The sequence below is a fragment of the Buttiauxella sp. genome (assembly GCF_049686335.1).
Lineage (GTDB): Bacteria > Pseudomonadota > Gammaproteobacteria > Enterobacterales > Enterobacteriaceae > Buttiauxella.
Window position 1 is genome coordinate 17242 of record NZ_JBAVHX010000021.1, and the last position, 16197, is coordinate 33438.

General features: G+C 53.4%; 13 protein-coding genes. All 13 read right to left on the reverse strand.

What is annotated here, in order from left to right:
- Positions 1-3: 3 nt before the first annotated feature.
- The 13 genes from WBL83_RS13940 to nuoC all read right to left on the reverse strand — a co-directional run bounded on the left by WBL83_RS13940 (position 4) and on the right by nuoC (position 16131).
- Positions 4-747, reverse strand: a complete 744-nt coding sequence (locus WBL83_RS13940; protein WP_424589710.1) for a type 2 GTP cyclohydrolase I — start codon at positions 745-747, stop codon at positions 4-6.
- A 10-nt stretch (positions 748-757) separates the two neighbouring features.
- The gene (gene phrB / locus WBL83_RS13945; RefSeq protein ID WP_424589711.1) at positions 758-2173 is read right to left on the reverse strand and encodes a deoxyribodipyrimidine photo-lyase; all 1416 of its coding nucleotides are present in this window, start codon (positions 2171-2173) and stop codon (positions 758-760) included.
- Between the two features lie 110 nt (positions 2174-2283).
- Positions 2284-3741, reverse strand: coding sequence for an NADH-quinone oxidoreductase subunit NuoN (nuoN, locus tag WBL83_RS13950; RefSeq protein ID WP_424589712.1), 1458 nt, complete (start codon positions 3739-3741; stop codon positions 2284-2286).
- A 6-nt stretch (positions 3742-3747) separates the two neighbouring features.
- Positions 3748-5277: an NADH-quinone oxidoreductase subunit M gene (gene nuoM, locus WBL83_RS13955; protein WP_424589713.1), complete on the reverse strand. Its 1530-nt coding sequence runs from the start codon at positions 5275-5277 to the stop codon at positions 3748-3750.
- A 75-nt stretch (positions 5278-5352) separates the two neighbouring features.
- Positions 5353-7194, reverse strand: a complete 1842-nt coding sequence (gene nuoL / locus WBL83_RS13960; protein WP_424589714.1) for an NADH-quinone oxidoreductase subunit L — start codon at positions 7192-7194, stop codon at positions 5353-5355.
- Entirely contained in the window at positions 7191-7493 is a 303-nt protein-coding gene (gene nuoK / locus WBL83_RS13965) for an NADH-quinone oxidoreductase subunit NuoK (RefSeq protein ID WP_034458791.1), read from the reverse strand. The genes nuoL and nuoK overlap by 4 nt, the downstream gene beginning before the upstream one ends.
- Entirely contained in the window at positions 7490-8047 is a 558-nt protein-coding gene (nuoJ, locus tag WBL83_RS13970) for an NADH-quinone oxidoreductase subunit J (protein ID WP_424589715.1), read from the reverse strand. Before nuoJ ends, nuoK begins: the two co-directional genes overlap by 4 nt.
- Positions 8048-8059: 12 nt before the next feature.
- On the reverse strand, positions 8060-8602 hold the full coding sequence (nuoI, locus tag WBL83_RS13975) for an NADH-quinone oxidoreductase subunit NuoI (protein ID WP_121268553.1): 543 nt from the start codon (positions 8600-8602) through the stop codon (positions 8060-8062).
- A gap of 14 nt (positions 8603-8616) precedes the next feature.
- Positions 8617-9594, reverse strand: a complete 978-nt coding sequence (gene nuoH / locus WBL83_RS13980; protein ID WP_064512669.1) for an NADH-quinone oxidoreductase subunit NuoH — start codon at positions 9592-9594, stop codon at positions 8617-8619.
- Positions 9591-12314 carry an NADH-quinone oxidoreductase subunit NuoG gene (gene nuoG, locus WBL83_RS13985; RefSeq protein WP_424589716.1) on the reverse strand — a complete coding sequence of 908 codons (2724 nt, stop codon included), beginning with the start codon at positions 12312-12314 and terminating at the stop codon, positions 9591-9593. Before nuoG ends, nuoH begins: the two co-directional genes overlap by 4 nt.
- 165 nt (positions 12315-12479) lie before the next feature.
- Positions 12480-13820 (reverse strand): NADH-quinone oxidoreductase subunit NuoF, encoded by a 1341-nt coding sequence (gene nuoF, locus WBL83_RS13990; RefSeq protein WP_424589717.1) that lies wholly within the window; start codon positions 13818-13820, stop codon positions 12480-12482.
- Positions 13817-14317 carry an NADH-quinone oxidoreductase subunit NuoE gene (gene nuoE, locus WBL83_RS13995; RefSeq protein WP_183270008.1) on the reverse strand — a complete coding sequence of 167 codons (501 nt, stop codon included), beginning with the start codon at positions 14315-14317 and terminating at the stop codon, positions 13817-13819. The genes nuoF and nuoE overlap by 4 nt, the downstream gene beginning before the upstream one ends.
- A 2-nt stretch (positions 14318-14319) precedes the next feature.
- Positions 14320-16131 (reverse strand): NADH-quinone oxidoreductase subunit C/D, encoded by a 1812-nt coding sequence (gene nuoC / locus WBL83_RS14000; RefSeq protein WP_424589718.1) that lies wholly within the window; start codon positions 16129-16131, stop codon positions 14320-14322.
- Positions 16132-16197: the final 66 nt, after the last annotated feature.

Consider the following 16197-nt stretch of genomic DNA (forward strand, 5'->3'; position numbering starts at 1 on the left):
GCGCTACGCTGGGTTTGGAATATCGATGAATGTCACTTCCAAATCTGTTTCGCTGTTCAGCCAGTCACTCAGTGCCTGGATGCCGCCACGTTCAGTGGCGTGGTGCCCGGCCGCGTAGAAATGTAGCCCCTGCTCACGCGCAGAATGAATGGTTTGCTCTGACACTTCGCCAGTAATAAATGCATCGACACCAAAACGTGCCGCGCTATCGATAAAGCTTTGCCCACCGCCCGTACACCAGGCCACGCGACGGATCTGCTCAGGGCCGGTATCGCCACACCACAGCGGTGTGCGGCCAAGGCGCATCTCAATCCATGATGCCAGTTCTACGCCAGAAAGCGGCGTGGGAAATTCTCCCCACGGTACCAGCGGCTCGATTTCACCCTGGGTTTCAATCCCAAGAAGTGCGCCGAGTTGCGCGTTATTACCCAGTTGTGGATGAGCATCAAGCGGCAAATGCCAGCCGTAGAGATTGATGTCGTTGCTGAGCAAGGCTTTCAGGCGATTGCGTTTCATGCCACGAATCACCGGGGATTCCCCTTTCCAGAAGTAACCATGATGCACAATCACCGCGTCCGCCTGGCTACGTATTGCCTCATCAATCAGCGCCTGACTTGCCGTTACGCCCGTGATAATTTTGCGAACCTCTTCGCGGCCTTCAACCTGCAAACCATTTGGCGCATAGTCGCTAATCGCAGCGCTGTTGAGTTTTTCGTTAATCAGGCGTTCCAGTTCGCTATTTTTCATGTTCTTTCTCTCAAGATTTACGGGCCACTTCATAAGCGGCGAGTGTCGCTATACGTGCCTGTTTATGGTCAACAATTGGCTGCGGATAGTCCAGCGTCAGTTGCTGTTTCTCGGCCCAGACCCACGGGGTATGAATGTATTTATCAGGCACATCACCCAGTTCTGGCAACCACTGACGAATAAATTCACCTTGCTTGTCAAACCGCTCGCCCTGGGTGGTAGGGTTAAAAATACGAAAATAAGGTGCCGCGTCAGTGCCCGTCGAGGCGGCCCACTGCCAGCCACCGTTGTTGGCAGCCAGATCACCATCAATCAGTTGTGACATAAAATAGCGTTCACCCTGCCGCCAGTCACACAATAAATCTTTGACTAAAAAGCTGGCCACCACCATACGCAAGCGGTTGTGCATCCAGCCAGTAGCATTCATCTGGCGCATCGCCGCATCGACGATTGGAAAACCAGTGTTGCCCTTCTGCCAGGCAACAAATTGAGCGTTATCTTGCCGCCAGGCAACGTTATCCGTCCATGAGATAAATGGCTGATGGCGACAAAGTTTCGGGTACGCCACCAGCAAATGGCGATAAAACTCGCGCCAGATTAATTCGTTTAACCAGACACTCCCGCTCCCCCCCTCCAGCGCCTGGGGATGCTCTTTCAGCAAGCGGTGGAGACACTGGCGTGGTGACAGCACACCAATCGCCAGATAAGCCGATAAACGACTGGTGCCGTCGATGGCGGGGAAATCACGTTGCCCGGGATAAGCTGCGGCAGGATGCTGGCAAAACTCGCGCAATTTAGCGATAGCGGCCCGTTCGCCGATGGGGAACAGCATAGGGTCAACGTCCGCGCGCGGGTAATCAAACGACTCTGCGGACGTGACTGACAGTTCATCACCGCGCGGAAGCGGAGCCAAAACGCATTCAGGCAAGCCTTCGTGCAAGCGTTTGATAAACGCTTTGCTAAATGGCGTGAAGACTTTGTACATCTCGTTATTGCCCGTCGTCACGCTCCCGGGCGGCAGTAATACGCTGTCATCAAAACCCTGGCAAACCACATCCCGACCCAGCGCCTTTTCAACCGCAGCATCGCGCTGTCGTTCATTAAGTTCGTATTGATAGTTATAAAACAGTGCGTCGACGTGCTGCGCTTCGCAGAAATTCTTCAGATATTCAGCGCAGTCATTAAAATCACCCACTTGATGAACGCGCAGCTCAATGCCGCGCTGGGCAAGTGCATGAGACAAACTTTGCACATGTTGCCAGATAAACTCGGCCTGGCGTGGCGACATATCGTGTTGCCGCCATTGTTCTGGCGAGGCAATAAACAGCCCCACCACTCGAGCGTCGGGGTCACGACACGCAGCACTCAGTGCCAGATTGTCATTAATGCGTAAATCATTGCGAAACCAGACCAGATGCGTGGTCATACCACTCCATTATTCATTGCCGAAGCTAAAAGTTTACTTAAGTGTAGCAATTCATTGAAATAAAAAAGGCCACCCCGAAAGGCAGCCTTTTAATTTCATTCAGATACGGCTTACATCATCGGTGTCGCCAGACGCACCAGGCTGATGAGCGGTTGTGGGTAAACACCCAGTAACAGCACCAGTACGGCTGAGATCAGAACAACCACACCGCCTGCGGTGAACGCCCAGTTAGTTGGGGTATCACGGGTCAGCTGTTGCGGTGCGTTCAGATACAAGCTCACCGTTACTCGCAGGTAGTAGTACAAACCAATCGCACTACCCAGCACCACAGCACCGGTCAACCACCACAGGTGAGACTGCACGCCTACTGCGATGATGTAGAACTTACCAATGAAGCCCAGCGTCATTGGGATACCCGCCAGTGACAGCATCATCACCGTCATTACCGCAGACAGAACCGGTTTATGCCAGAACAGACCACGGTAGGAGTACAGAGAATCTGCATCCGGACCACGATATGGGCTGGACATCAGGCTGACCACGCCGAACGCGCCGAGGCTGCTGAACAGGTAACCTGCCAGATAAACGCCTACTGATTCCATCGACATATCGCCGCTTTGCAGCGCAATCAATGCCACCATCAAATAACCGAGGTGGGAGATAGACGAGTAGCCCAGCAGACGCTTGATGTTGGTCTGGCTCAACGCCATCAGGTTGCCGAAGATGATGGAGATGAAAGCAATAATCCCCAGCACCACACGCACTGCTTCGCTATCGCCGACTGGCGCATAGAGGAACAGACGCATCACCACACCAAAAATGGCGATTTTGCTGGCGGTTGCCAGGAAAGTGGAAACCGGAGCCGGAGCGCCCTGATAAACATCTGGCGTCCAGAGATGGAATGGAACCAGTGACAGTTTAAAGCCGAGGCCAACAATCATCAGACCCAGACCTGCCAGCAGCAGCGGTTCGTGCAGCATGTTGTCTGCCAGGCTCTTGCCGAGCGCGACAAACGACAGGTCGCCAGATTCCGCATACACCAGCGCCATACCGAACAGCAAGAAGGAAGAGGCTGCGGCAGACAAAATGGTGTACTTGATACTGGCTTCCAGCGAGCGTTTCTGACGGAAGGCGTAACCAATCAGGCCGAACAGCGGCAGTGAAATCAATTCAATACCGAGGAACAAGGCCGCCAGGTGGTTAGCGTTTGCCAGCAGAATACCGCCCAGTGCGGCAATCAGCACCAGCAGGTAAAACTCTTCGCGGTTGTCGGTGTAACCCTCAAGCCACGGGTAAGCAAACGTACAGGTCGCGAGGCTCGCCAGCAGAACCAGACCGGTGTAGAGCATGGCATAGCCATCGACGCGCATCAGCGGCGTGACGTCCATCGCGCCAGCCTGGCCGACAAACCACAGTGAAACCAATGCGGCGTTCAGGCCGATAACTGACAGTGTTGCATTGACAAAATGGTCGCGTCGCCACGCTATGGAGAGCATCACAACCACCACCGTCAATCCGACGACGAGCAGCGGTAGCAGCGCGATCAATTGTTGAGGAGTTATAGTCATGGCGAATTACGGCCTTGTAGTTGGAATTGAACTGGTAAACCACTGCTGAATATTGCTCATCGCGGCATGCGAAGTATCCAGAATTGGCTGCGGGTAGAAGCCCAACAGGACTAACAACACCACCAGCAACAGGATGATAAAGAACTCGCGCAGCGACATGCCTGGCAGTTGTTTATCACTGATTTCACTTTTCGCTTTACCGAAGTAAGCACGATGAATCATCGCCAGAGAATAAACAGAGGCAAAGACCAGACCGAAGGTCGAGATAATGGTAATCACTGGCACGACATGGAAGCTGCCGAAGAGAATCATAAATTCGCCAACGAAGTTACCGGTACCCGGCATACCCAGCGTTGCCACTGCAAAGAACAACGACAGACCCGGCAGCCATTTAATTTTGTTCCACAGGCCGCCCATCAGACGCATATCACGAGTGTGCAAACGCTCGTAAATCTGACCACAGATGATGAACATACCGGCCGCAGAAAGACCGTGAGCAATCATCTGAATCACTGCACCCTGGTAGGCCAGCTGGCTGCCGGTATAAATGGCAATCAACACGAAGCCCATGTGGGAGACAGATGTGTAAGCAATCAGACGTTTGATATCTGTTTGCGCAAACGCCATCCACGCGCCGTAGAAGATACCGATGACACCCAACCACATCGCGATTGGCGCAAATTCAGCGGAGGCTTCCGGGAACAGTGGCAGTGCGAAACGCAGCAGGCCGTAAGCTGCCGTTTTCAGCAAGATACCTGCGAGGTCAACAGAACCCGCCGTTGGTGCCTGGGAGTGCGCATCTGGCAACCAACCGTGCAATGGAACGACTGGCATTTTCACCGCAAACGCAATGAAGAAGCCAAGCATCAACAGCCACTGAACACCGTGGGACATTTCGGTATGCAGCAGTTGTTCGTAGTTAAACGTCCAGACACCTGTGGTGTTGTAATGCACAAAGACCAGGCCAAGGATCGCAATCAACATCACCAGGCCGCTTGCCTGGGTATAGATGAAGAACTTGGTGGCCGCGGTGATACGCGTCTTCCCGTCGGAGGCTTTGTGGCCCCACAGTGCAATCAGGAAGTACATCGGTACCAGCATCATCTCCCAGAAGAAGAAGAACAGGAACATATCGATGGCAAGGAACACGCCGATAACGCCACCGAGGATCCACATCAAGTTGAGGTGGAAGAAGCCCTGATATTTTTCAATTTCATTCCAGGAACAAAGTACTGCCAGCACACCGAGCAGGCCGGTGAGCACCACCATCAGCAATGACAAGCCATCAAGTGCTAAGTGGATCTCAATCCCAAAACGTGGGATCCACGGCAGGATAAATTCAGACTGCCACTGCGGCAAACCTGCGGATTGCGTCAGCGAGTAACCACCGGCTAACCACAGTTGCAGTGAAAGAGCGAGTGTCAGCCCCATCGTTACCAGCGCAATCCAACGTGGCACTTTTACGCCGAAGCGTTCAGTCTGCCAGCAGAAGAAGCCGCCAATAAAGGGGATTAGTATCAGCCAGGGTAATAGCATGGCATTTGTGTCCCTAAGTCAAAATAAACCAAAACATCACTCACTTCCCTCCCCCAAAGAGGAGGGAATGTTGAATTAGCGCAAGACCAGCAGCAAGCCCAGAATCACGACTGCACCAATACTCATTGAGGCGACATACCAGCGTAAATAACCGTTCTCGCTCACCAACAGGCCGCGACCTGCAAAGCGTGAAAGGACTGCCGGAATATTCATCAGTGAATTCAGTGGATCGCTCTTAATCAGCCAGGCGATACCCAGGAATGGCTTAACGAAGATTTTGTCGTACAGCCAATCGAAGCCCCAGGCATGGAACCACCAGGTACCGAAGAAGCGGCCCGGTGCGCTGTTTGCAATGGCGGTGACCAGAGTGCGTTTGCCCAACCACAAGAACGCAGCAATCAGGATACCGGCAATCGCCACAACGCCTGAGGTAATCTCCAGAGTCAGAACGCTACCGTGCGCAAGCTCAGTGGTGGCAGGCAGAACACCGTGCAGTGGCGGAACAATCATTGCGCCAACGAACGTGGACAGCACCAGCAACACAATCAGCGGCAGATGGTGAGTAATGCCTTTCCCTGCGTGAGCGTGAATTTGCTCTTTACCGTGGAAGACGATGAAGATCATTCTGAAGGTATACAGAGAGGTCATAAACGCACCGACCAGACCTGCAACCATCAGGTTGATATGACCATTTGCCATCGCACCGGCCAGAATTTCATCTTTACTGAAGAAGCCCGCAGTAATGATTGGCAGCGCAGACAATGCGGCACCACCCACCAGGAAGCAGACATACACCAGCGGAATGGACTTACGCAGGCCACCCATTTTGAAGATGTTTTGCTCGTGGTGGCAGGCAAGAATTACCGAACCAGATGACAGGAACAACAACGCTTTAAAGAACGCGTGAGTCATCAGGTGGAAAATGGCCGCATCCCACGCTTGTACACCGAGTGCCAGGAACATGTAGCCAATCTGGCTCATGGTCGAGTACGCGAGCACACGTTTAATGTCGGTTTGCACCAGAGCAGCAAAGCCTGCCATCACCAGCGTAACCGCACCCACGATGCCCACTAAATGCAGCACTTCAGGTGTTAACAGGAACAGACCGTGCGTACGGGCAATCAGATAGACGCCCGCCGTTACCATGGTCGCGGCGTGAATCAGCGCTGAAACCGGCGTTGGGCCAGCCATCGCATCTGCAAGCCAGGTCTGTAATGGCAGCTGCGCAGATTTACCTACCGCACCGCCCAACAGCATCAGGGTTGCCCAAGTCAGCATCTGGTTACCCGCAGCAAAGTGCTGCGGCGCCAGCTCAACCATTTCGCGGAAGTTCAGCGTGCCCAGTTCGTTGTAAAGAATGAACAACGCGAACGCGAGGAACACGTCACCCACACGGGTCACAACAAACGCTTTCATCGCGGCAGCGCCGTTCTTTGGATCGGTGTAATAGAAACCAATCAGCAGATACGAGCACAGACCAACGCCTTCCCAACCGAGGTACATCAGCAACAGGTTGTCACCGAGAACCAGAATCACCATGCTGGCGATAAACAGATTGGTGTAAGCGAAGAAGCGAGAGTAGCCCTCTTCACCGCGCATATACCAGGAGGCGAACATGTGGATCAGGAAGCCAACGCCGGTCACCACAGACAGCATGGTTAAGGACAAACCGTCGAGGATCAGATTGAAGCCGATGTTGAAATCGCCGACTGCCATCCAGGTCCAAAGCGGCTGGGTAAAGGCTTGTTGCCCGTTGTTAAAGAAATCTACGCCGACAATCGCGGTAACTAAGGCCGCAAGACCAATCGAGCCGACTCCGACCGTTGCAGAAAGATTCTCTGACCAACGACCACGAGAAAACGCCAACAATAAAAAGCCAACAAAAGGCAAAAGAATGGTTAACCAGAGAAGGTTCATCCACGCATCTCACTTACTGAATCGATATTCAGGCTCTGGCGACGACGATGGAGCTGCAGTAATAGTGCGAGGCCAATACTGGCTTCGGCAGCAGCTAAGCTAATCGCGAGTATATACATCACCTGGCCATCAGCCTGGCCCCAATAACTGCCAGCGACCACAAACGCGAGTGCCGCAGCGTTAATCATCACTTCCAGGCTAATCAGCATGAAAAGCAGGTTGCGACGAATCACCAGCCCCGTCAGGCCCAGTACGAACAGGATAGCCGCGAGGATTAGTCCATGTTGCAGCGGAATCATACGTGCTCCTCCGTTTTTCTTTTCACAGCCTGGTCCGCCTGGCGATTGCTCAGCACTTCACCAGGGCGATCTTCACGACCGAGGTGGAAGGCAACAACCAGACCCGCCAACAGCAGCATTGAGGCTAATTCCACTGCCAGAACGTATGGCCCGAACAGCGCGATACCGACCTGTTTAGCGCTGACAGATGTGCCGTCGATACCCTGGTCATTGATACTCAGGATGGCGTACACCAATACCGACAGCAGGATGGCTGACAACACGCCAGGTCCAATCCACAACTGCGGCTTAAGCCAGTTACGCTCTTGTTCAACGACCGCACCACCGAGGTTTAGCATCATCACCACAAAGACGAACAACACCATAATGGCGCCGGCGTAGACGATAATCTCAAGCGCTGCGGCAAAGTATGCCCCCAGGGCGAAGAACACCCCAGAGATCGCCAGCAGTGAGATGATCAAATACAGCAAGGCATGCACCGGGTTGGTGTGCGTGATCACCCGCAGGGTGGTCCCGACCGCGATGATTGCGCAAATATAAAAAGCGAATTCCATTGCCTTGCTCCTTTAAGGTAATAGGCCTTTGACGTCGATAGGCTTAGCTTCGTTTTCCGCTTCGCCTTTATCTTTGCCGTCGATTGCCATACCTGCCATCCGGTAGAAGTTATATTCCGGGTATTTACCCGGACCGGAGATCAGCAGGTCCTCTTTTTCGTACACCAAATCCTGACGCTTAAACTCGCCCAGCTCGAAGTCTGGAGTAAGCTGAATTGCCGTTGTTGGGCACGCTTCTTCGCACAAGCCACAGAAAATGCAGCGCGAGAAGTTGATACGGAAAAACTCTGGATACCAGCGGCCATCTTTCGTTTCGGCTTTTTGCAAAGAGATACAGGCTACCGGACACGCTACCGCACACAGGTTACAGGCAACACAACGCTCTTCGCCGTCCGGATCGCGCGTTAACACGATGCGGCCACGATAGCGTGGTGGTAAATACACTGGTTCTTCCGGATACATCTGCGTTTCGCGTTTGGCAAACGCGTGCAGACCGATCATCCAGATACTGCGTACCTGGGTGCCGAAACCAACCACTAACTCTTTCAATGTCATGGTTTTTTCACCCCTTATGGTGCCTGATAGAGAATGACCGCAGCGGTCACCAGCAAATTGACCAGTGTCAACGGCAGGCAAATTTTCCAGCCAAAGGACATCACCTGGTCATAACGCGGACGAGGTAATGCTGCACGGATCAAAATGAACATCATCATGAAGAACGCGGTTTTCAGCGCGAACCAGATGAACGGTGGTAACCACGGGCCATGCCAGCCACCAAAGAACAGGGTCACGATTAAGGCTGAAACAGTCACGATGCCGATATATTCACCCACGAAGAACAAACCAAACTTCATGCCGGAATATTCGATGTGGTAACCATCTGCCAGTTCTTGCTCGGCTTCTGGTTGGTCAAATGGGTGACGGTGACACACTGCCACGCCTGCGATAGCAAAGGTAACGAAGCCAAAGAACTGCGGGATCACGTTCCACAAGTTGGCCTGGTTATCAACGATATCGCCCATATTGAACGACCCAGCCTGAGCAACAACGCCCATCAGAGACAGACCAAGGAACACTTCGTAGCTCAGTGTCTGCGCAGAAGCACGCATCGCACCTAACAGTGAGTATTTGTTGTTACTTGACCAGCCAGCGAACAGTACGGCGTAAACCGCCAGACCTGCCAGCATCAGGAAGAACAAAATACCAATGTTCAGATCGGCGACCACCCAGCTTGGGCTGACTGGCACAATCGCAAAGGCCAGCAGCAGCGAGGTGAAGGCAATCATCGGCGCCAGGGTAAAGATGACACGGTCCGCAAAGCGCGGGGTCCAGTCCTCTTTAAAGAACATTTTGATCATGTCCGCGACCAGCTGGAGCGAGCCACCCCAGCCAACACGGTTAGGTCCGTAACGGTTCTGGAACAGACCCAGCAAACGGCGCTCGCCAAAACTCATGAACGCGCCGCATGTCACCACGACCAGCAGGATAACGACCGCTTTGAGAATGCTCAGCAGAATGTCGATAACATCCGGTGTTAACCAACTCATTGGCCAGCCTCCTGAAGATTTTCAAGACGAGCACCCGCCAGTACTGGAGCAATGCCAGGCATACCCATCGGTAAACCCACCTGCCCTGCTGCCAACCCTTCGGAAAGTTGCAATGGCAGACTCAGTGTCTGGCCTTCATAACTAAACGAAATCAGGCTTCCCGCATTCACGCCAAGTTTTGCGGCATCGGCTGGGTTGAGCTTGACGTAAGGTTCGACCATGCGGCGCTGGAACACTTCTGAGCGCTGAGACATTTCATCGCTGCCAAACAGATGATAGTAAGGCGCGATACGCCATTGACCTTCTTCTGCCTGGAAGATGTCCGGCACGTCGGTGAAGTAATCAATACCCGTTTCGGAGGCTTCAATCAGACGCACACCAGGATCGCCGTGACGCAATTTGCCACCCACTTCGGCCTGGAACTTGTTCCATGCTTGCGGTGAGTTCCAGCCTGGTGCCCATGCGAATGGGATCTGCTGGCGATTGGCCGACGGACTGTTGTTCCCTTCCATTGAGAAGGCGAACATAGTGTCTTTATCCTGCGGCTGACGCGGTTCATGCACACTGATGTTGGCGCGCATTGCCGTACGACCACTGGAGCGGATTGGAGAACGTGACAGTTTCTGACCACGGATACGGAAGCTTGCATCAGGTGCCGCATCTTTAATCCCAGCCAGTTGCGGTAACGCTTTGACGCAGGCATCGATAACATCGTCCAACTGCGTCCAGTCCACTTCACGGCTTTCGACCGTGCTTTGCAGAGAATGCAGCCAACGCCAGCTTTCGAGCATCACAATCGAGTTGTCGTAGTACGCCGGGTCATAAACCTGGAAGAAACGTTGTGCACGCCCTTCGTTGTTGATGACAGTACCGTCACTTTCGGCAAAGCTTGCGGTGGACAGCACCAGATGCGCTTTATCCATAATTGCAGTGCGCTGATGGTCAATAACCAATACCAGCGGAGCTTTGCTCAGTGCTGCATCAACGCGAGCCGCAGAAGCATGGCGATGCAGATCGTTTTCCAGCACGACTACCGCATCGGCAGCACCGCTTTCCAGTTCACTCAACGCTTCTTCAAGCGAACCGCCACCAATCAGACCTAGGCCGACGCTGTTAACTGCACGCGCAACCATCGTGACACCGACATCAGCGCCACGGCCTTTCAGGGCTTTAGCCACGTTTGCAGCAGCCTGAATGACCGCTTCGCTACCGGCGTTGGTACCGGAAACGATCAATGGTTTTTTCGCACCAGCCAGCGCTTGAACGATCACGTCGACTTTGTTTTTCAGGTCGCGATCGAGTTCAACGGCTGGGGAATTGCTGTCCAGCGCATTGGCGATTGCGAAGCCCAGACGCGCCTGATCTTCTACCGGCGCACGATAAGTCCATGCAGCGATGTCGTCCAGACGAGTGCTGTCAACGTTGGTAACAAACAGCGGATGTTTAGCGTGCTGGCCAATGTTGAGGATGGCCGCAATCTGCCAGTCAGCCACTTTCTGTGCTGCTGCCATCTCACGTGCTTTGCCTTTCACAGCCTGACGCACAGACAGCGCAACACGCGCACCGGTCTGAGTAATGTCTTCGCCGAGCACCAGAACCGCATCGTAGGATTCGATTTCACGCAGTGCCGGCGTATGAATGCCGCTTTCTTGCAGCACTTTCAGCATCAGTTGCAGACGCGCTTGTTCACCGCTTGCGATACCGGTGTAGAAGTTAGCTGCACCCACCAGTTCACGCAGCGCGAAGTTGCTTTCAACGCTGGCACGCGGGGAGCCAATACCGATAACTTTCTTCGACTGACGCAGAATATCTGCCGCACCCTGCATCGCTTGTTCAGCGTTCAGTGTGATCAGATCGTCGCCACGACGTTGAATTGGCTGGCGTGGCCTGTCCTTCAGGTTGACGTAGCCATAACCAAAGCGGCCACGGTCACACAAGAAGTAATGGTTCACGGTGCCGTTGTAGCGGTTTTCGATACGACGCAATTCACCATAGCGCTCACCAGGGCTGGTGTTACAGCCGATGCTGCACTGTTGGCAGATGCTTGGTGCAAATTGCATGTCCCACTTACGGTTATAACGCTCGGAGTGCGTTTTATCCGTGAATACGCCAGTCGGGCAAATTTCTACCAGGTTACCGGAGAATTCGCTTTCAAGCGTACCGTCTTCAGGACGACCGAAGTAAACGTTGTCATGGGCACCATAGACGCCCAGATCTTTGCCATCGGCATAATCTTTGTAGTAACGCACACAGCGGTAACAGGCGATACAGCGGTTCATTTCGTGAGAAATGAATGGGCCGAGATCCTGGTTACGGTGCGTACGTTTTGTGAAGCGATAACGGCGGAAGCTATGACCGGTCATGACCGTCATATCCTGCAGGTGGCAGTTGCCGCCTTCTTCACAAACCGGACAGTCGTGTGGGTGGTTGGTCATCAACCATTCCACAACGCTTTCACGGAATTCCTTTGCTTCGCTATCTTCAATGGAGATAAACGTACCGTCTGAGGCCGGTGTCATACAGGACATCACCAGACGGCCACGAAGATCTTCTGCGTTCTGATATTGCTTCACCGCGCACTGGCGGCAAGCACCGACGCTGCCTAGCGCCGGGTGCCAGCAAAAATAAGGAATATCAAGGCCGAGTGACAGACATGCTTGCAGCAGGTTGTCTGACCCGTTTACCTCATATTCTTTGCCGTCTACATGTATCGTAGCCATAGTCAGCATGCTTCCAGTTGGCCTGAAATATTCAGGCGTTAATCAAAAATTCTTGTGCGAACAACCTTCGCCCTCACCCCGGTCCTCTCCCCCAGGAGAGGGGGAACAGTGATCGATCCCCTCTCCCTCAGGGAGAGGGTTAGGGTGAGGGTGAAAAGTGGTCTATCACCAGCGTGCTTTTAACAAGTTCGGTTGAATACCGCTAATCGCGCGGGTGTTCCCGAAATCTTGTTTGGCAATGCCTGCTTCGAATTCATCGCGGAAATATTTAATCGCACTCTGCAACGGTTCAACCGCACCTGGCGCATGCGCACAGAAGGTTTTACCCGGCCCAAGGAAACGACACAGTTGCTCAAGTGTCTCGATATCCCCAGGTTGGCCTTCGCCACGTTCCAGCGCACGCAGAATTTTCACACTCCACGGTAAGCCGTCACGGCACGGTGTACACCAGCCGCAAGACTCACGGGCAAAAAACTCTTCCAGGTTGCGAACCAGCGGCACCATACCAATTTCATGGTCAACAGCCATCGCCAGCGCCGTACCCAGACGGCTACCCGCTTTACCAATGCTTTCAAATTCCATCGGCAGATCAAGGTGCGATTCGGTCAGGAAGTCAGTCCCTGCCCCGCCCGGCTGCCAGGCTTTGAATTTCAGGCCATCGCGCATGCCACCCGCGTAATCTTCAAGAATTTCACGTGCGGTGGTGCCGAACGGTAATTCCCAAACGCCAGGATTCTTCACGCGACCGGAGAAGCCCATCAGCTTCGTACCCGCATCTTTACTGGTAGAAATGCCCTGGTACCACTCGACGCCATTGGCCAGAATCGCAGGGACGTTACACAGCGTTTCGACGTTGTTGACGCAGGTCGGTTTACCCCAGACACCGCTTGAAGCAGGGAATGGTGGTTTTGAACGTGGGTTCGCGCGGCGGCCTTCCAGGGAGTTAATCAGTGCGGTTTCTTCACCACAGATATAACGCCCGGCACCGGTGTGCACGATCAGCTCAAAATCAAAACCTGAACCGAGAATGTTTTTACCCAGCAACCCGGCTTCGGTCGCTTCCTGAATCGCACGGCGCAAATGCACAGCCGCTTCGATGTACTCGCCACGCAGGAAGATGTAACCGCGGTATGCTTTCAGCGCGAATGCTGAAATCAACATGCCTTCCACCAGCAGGTGTGGCAGTTGCTCCATTAGCAGACGGTCTTTATAAGTACCAGGCTCCATTTCATCGGCGTTACACAGCAGGTAACGGATGTTCATGGATTCGTCTTTCGGCATCAGGCTCCACTTCAATCCAGTGGAGAAGCCTGCACCGCCGCGCCCTTTCAGGCCAGCGTCTTTAACACGATTAACGACTTCGTCCGGTGCCAAACCCGTCAGTGCCAAACGCGCACCTTCGTAACCATTTTTGCTGCGATATTCATCCAGCCACACAGGCTGTTTGTCATCGCGCAACCGCCAGGTCAGCGGATGGGTTTCGGCAGTACGAATAATGGTTTTCATTTGTACTGCTCCAGCAAATCAGGGATCGCTTCCGGCGTCAGATGACTGTGCGTATCTTCGTCAATCATCATGGTCGGCCCTTTGTCGCAGTTGCCCAGACAGCAAGTCGGCAGCAGGGTAAAGCGACCATCAAACGTGGTTTGACCCGGTTTGATGTTCAGTTTTGCTTCGATAGCCGACTGAATGCCCTGGTAGCCCGTAATATGGCAAACCACGCTGTCGCAATAGCGAATAACGTGGCGGCCTACCGGCTGGCGGAAAATCTGGCTGTAGAATGTGGCAACACCTTCTACGTCGCTGGCAGGGATATCCAGAACTTCAGCAATGGCATAAATCGCGCCGTCAGGCACCCAGCCACGCTGTTTCTGGACAATCTTCAGCGCTTCGATAGATGCGGCGCGAGCATCTTCGTAATGATGTTTTTCGTGCTCAATCGCATCACGCTCTGCCGCACTTAGCTCAAAAGCTTCGGCCTGGGGTTGTTGTTTATCGTGCATAGTTAGCGATCCACATCAGACATTACAAAATCGATACTACCCAGATAGACAATCAGGTCAGAAACCAGGCTGCCGCGAATCGCCGCCGGGATTTGCTGCAAGTGCGCAAAGCTCGGGGTACGGATACGGGTACGGTAGCTCATGGTGCTACCGTCGCTGGTCAGGTAGTAACTGTTAATCCCTTTCGTCGCTTCAATCATCTGGAATGATTCGTTAGCCGGCATGACCGGGCCCCACGAAACTTGCAGGAAGTGAGTGATCAGGGTTTCGATATGTTGCAGCGTGCGCTCTTTCGGTGGCGGCGTTGTCAGCGGGTGATCAGCTTTGAACGGGCCAGCAGGCATGTTTTTCAGGCACTGCTCAAGAATGCGCAAGCTCTGGCGAAGTTCTTCAACTTTCAGCATCACACGGGTGTAGCAGTCACTGACGCCACCGCCCACTGGGATTTCAAAGTCGAAGTTTTCATAGCCAGAATAGGGACGCGCTTTACGGATATCGAAATCGACGCCCGTTGCACGCAGACCCGCACCGGTGGTACCCCACTCCAGCGCTTCTTTTTTACCGTACGCAGCCACACCCTGAGAACGACCTTTCAGAATGGTGTTGCGGAGTGCTGCTTTCTCGTAGGAATCCAGACGTTTTGGCATCCAGTCGAGGAACTCTTTGAGCAAGCGTTCCCAACCGTTTGGCAAATCGTGAGCGACACCGCCGATACGGAACCAGGCCGGGTGCATACGGAAACCGGTAATCGCTTCGACCAGGTCATAAATTTTCTGACGGTCGGTAAAGGCGAAGAACACCGGGGTCATCGCGCCCACGTCCTGAATAAACGTGGAGATGTACAGCAGGTGGCTGTTGATACGGAACAGTTCAGAAAGCATGACGCGGATAACGTCGACACGCTCTGGAACCTTGATGCCCGCCAGTTTTTCAACCGCCAACACATAAGGCATTTCGTTCACGCAGCCGCCCAGGTACTCGATACGGTCGGTGTACGGAATGTAGCTGTGCCAGGACTGACGCTCACCCATCTTCTCAGCACCACGGTGGTGGTAACCGATGTCCGGCACACAATCGACAATTTCTTCACCGTCGAGTTGCAGGACAATACGGAATGCACCGTGCGCGGAGGGGTGGTTTGGACCAAGGTTCAGGAACATGAAATCTTCATGTTCGCTGCTGCGCTTCATGCCCCACTCTTCAGGCTTGAAGGTCAGCGCTTCCATCTCGAGGTCTTCTTTCTGTTTGGTCAATTCAAACGGATCGAATTCGGTGGCGCGCGCCGGGTAGTCTTTACGCAGTGGATGGCCTTCCCACGTTGGCGGCATCATGATGCGCGTCAGGTGCGGGTGACCATTAAAGGTGATGCCAAACATTTCCCAGGTTTCACGCTCATACCAGTTGGCATTCGGGAAAAGTTTGGTGAATGTAGGGACATTCAGATCGTTTTCAGACAGTGCCACCTTGAGCATGATGTCGCGGTTGCGATCGATAGAAATCAGGTGGTAGAAAACGGAAAAATCCGCAGCCGGTAAACCGTTGCGGTGGGTACGAAGACGTTCGTCCATGCCGTGTAAGTCGAACAACATGACGTAGGGCTTCGGGAGTCTCTTTAAGAAGTCGCCTACTTCGAGTAATTGTTCGCGCTTAACCCAGACCACTGGAACACCAGTGCGGGTAGGCTGAACAGTGAAAGCATCCGGCCCAAAACGGTTACGCAGTTCACCAATAACCGGATCATCCAGATGGTCACGGGTTTGCCAGGCTTCCTGGTTGGCATCATGCGCAGTTAAATCGGTCATAATTCTCACCATTGCAAATGGTACTGTGGTGACTGTCAGCAGTGGCTTCGCGCTAGTATTATTGATATGCGAAGTAAA

Coding starts and splice junctions, on each gene's coding strand:
- nuoE (WP_183270008.1), bottom strand. CDS start 14,317: ATGCACGATAAACAACAACCCCAGGCCGAAGCTTTTGAGCTAAGTGCG.
- phrB (WP_424589711.1), bottom strand. CDS start 2,173: ATGACCACGCATCTGGTCTGGTTTCGCAATGATTTACGCATTAATGAC.
- nuoM (WP_424589713.1), bottom strand. CDS start 5,277: ATGCTATTACCCTGGCTGATACTAATCCCCTTTATTGGCGGCTTCTTC.
- nuoC (WP_424589718.1), bottom strand. CDS start 16,131: ATGGTGAGAATTATGACCGATTTAACTGCGCATGATGCCAACCAGGAA.
- nuoJ (WP_424589715.1), bottom strand. CDS start 8,047: ATGGAATTCGCTTTTTATATTTGCGCAATCATCGCGGTCGGGACCACC.
- nuoK (WP_034458791.1), bottom strand. CDS start 7,493: ATGATTCCGCTGCAACATGGACTAATCCTCGCGGCTATCCTGTTCGTA.
- nuoF (WP_424589717.1), bottom strand. CDS start 13,820: ATGAAAACCATTATTCGTACTGCCGAAACCCATCCGCTGACCTGGCGG.
- nuoI (WP_121268553.1), bottom strand. CDS start 8,602: ATGACATTGAAAGAGTTAGTGGTTGGTTTCGGCACCCAGGTACGCAGT.
- nuoL (WP_424589714.1), bottom strand. CDS start 7,194: ATGAACCTTCTCTGGTTAACCATTCTTTTGCCTTTTGTTGGCTTTTTA.
- WBL83_RS13940 (WP_424589710.1), bottom strand. CDS start 747: ATGAAAAATAGCGAACTGGAACGCCTGATTAACGAAAAACTCAACAGC.
- nuoG (WP_424589716.1), bottom strand. CDS start 12,314: ATGGCTACGATACATGTAGACGGCAAAGAATATGAGGTAAACGGGTCA.
- nuoH (WP_064512669.1), bottom strand. CDS start 9,594: ATGAGTTGGTTAACACCGGATGTTATCGACATTCTGCTGAGCATTCTC.
- nuoN (WP_424589712.1), bottom strand. CDS start 3,741: ATGACTATAACTCCTCAACAATTGATCGCGCTGCTACCGCTGCTCGTC.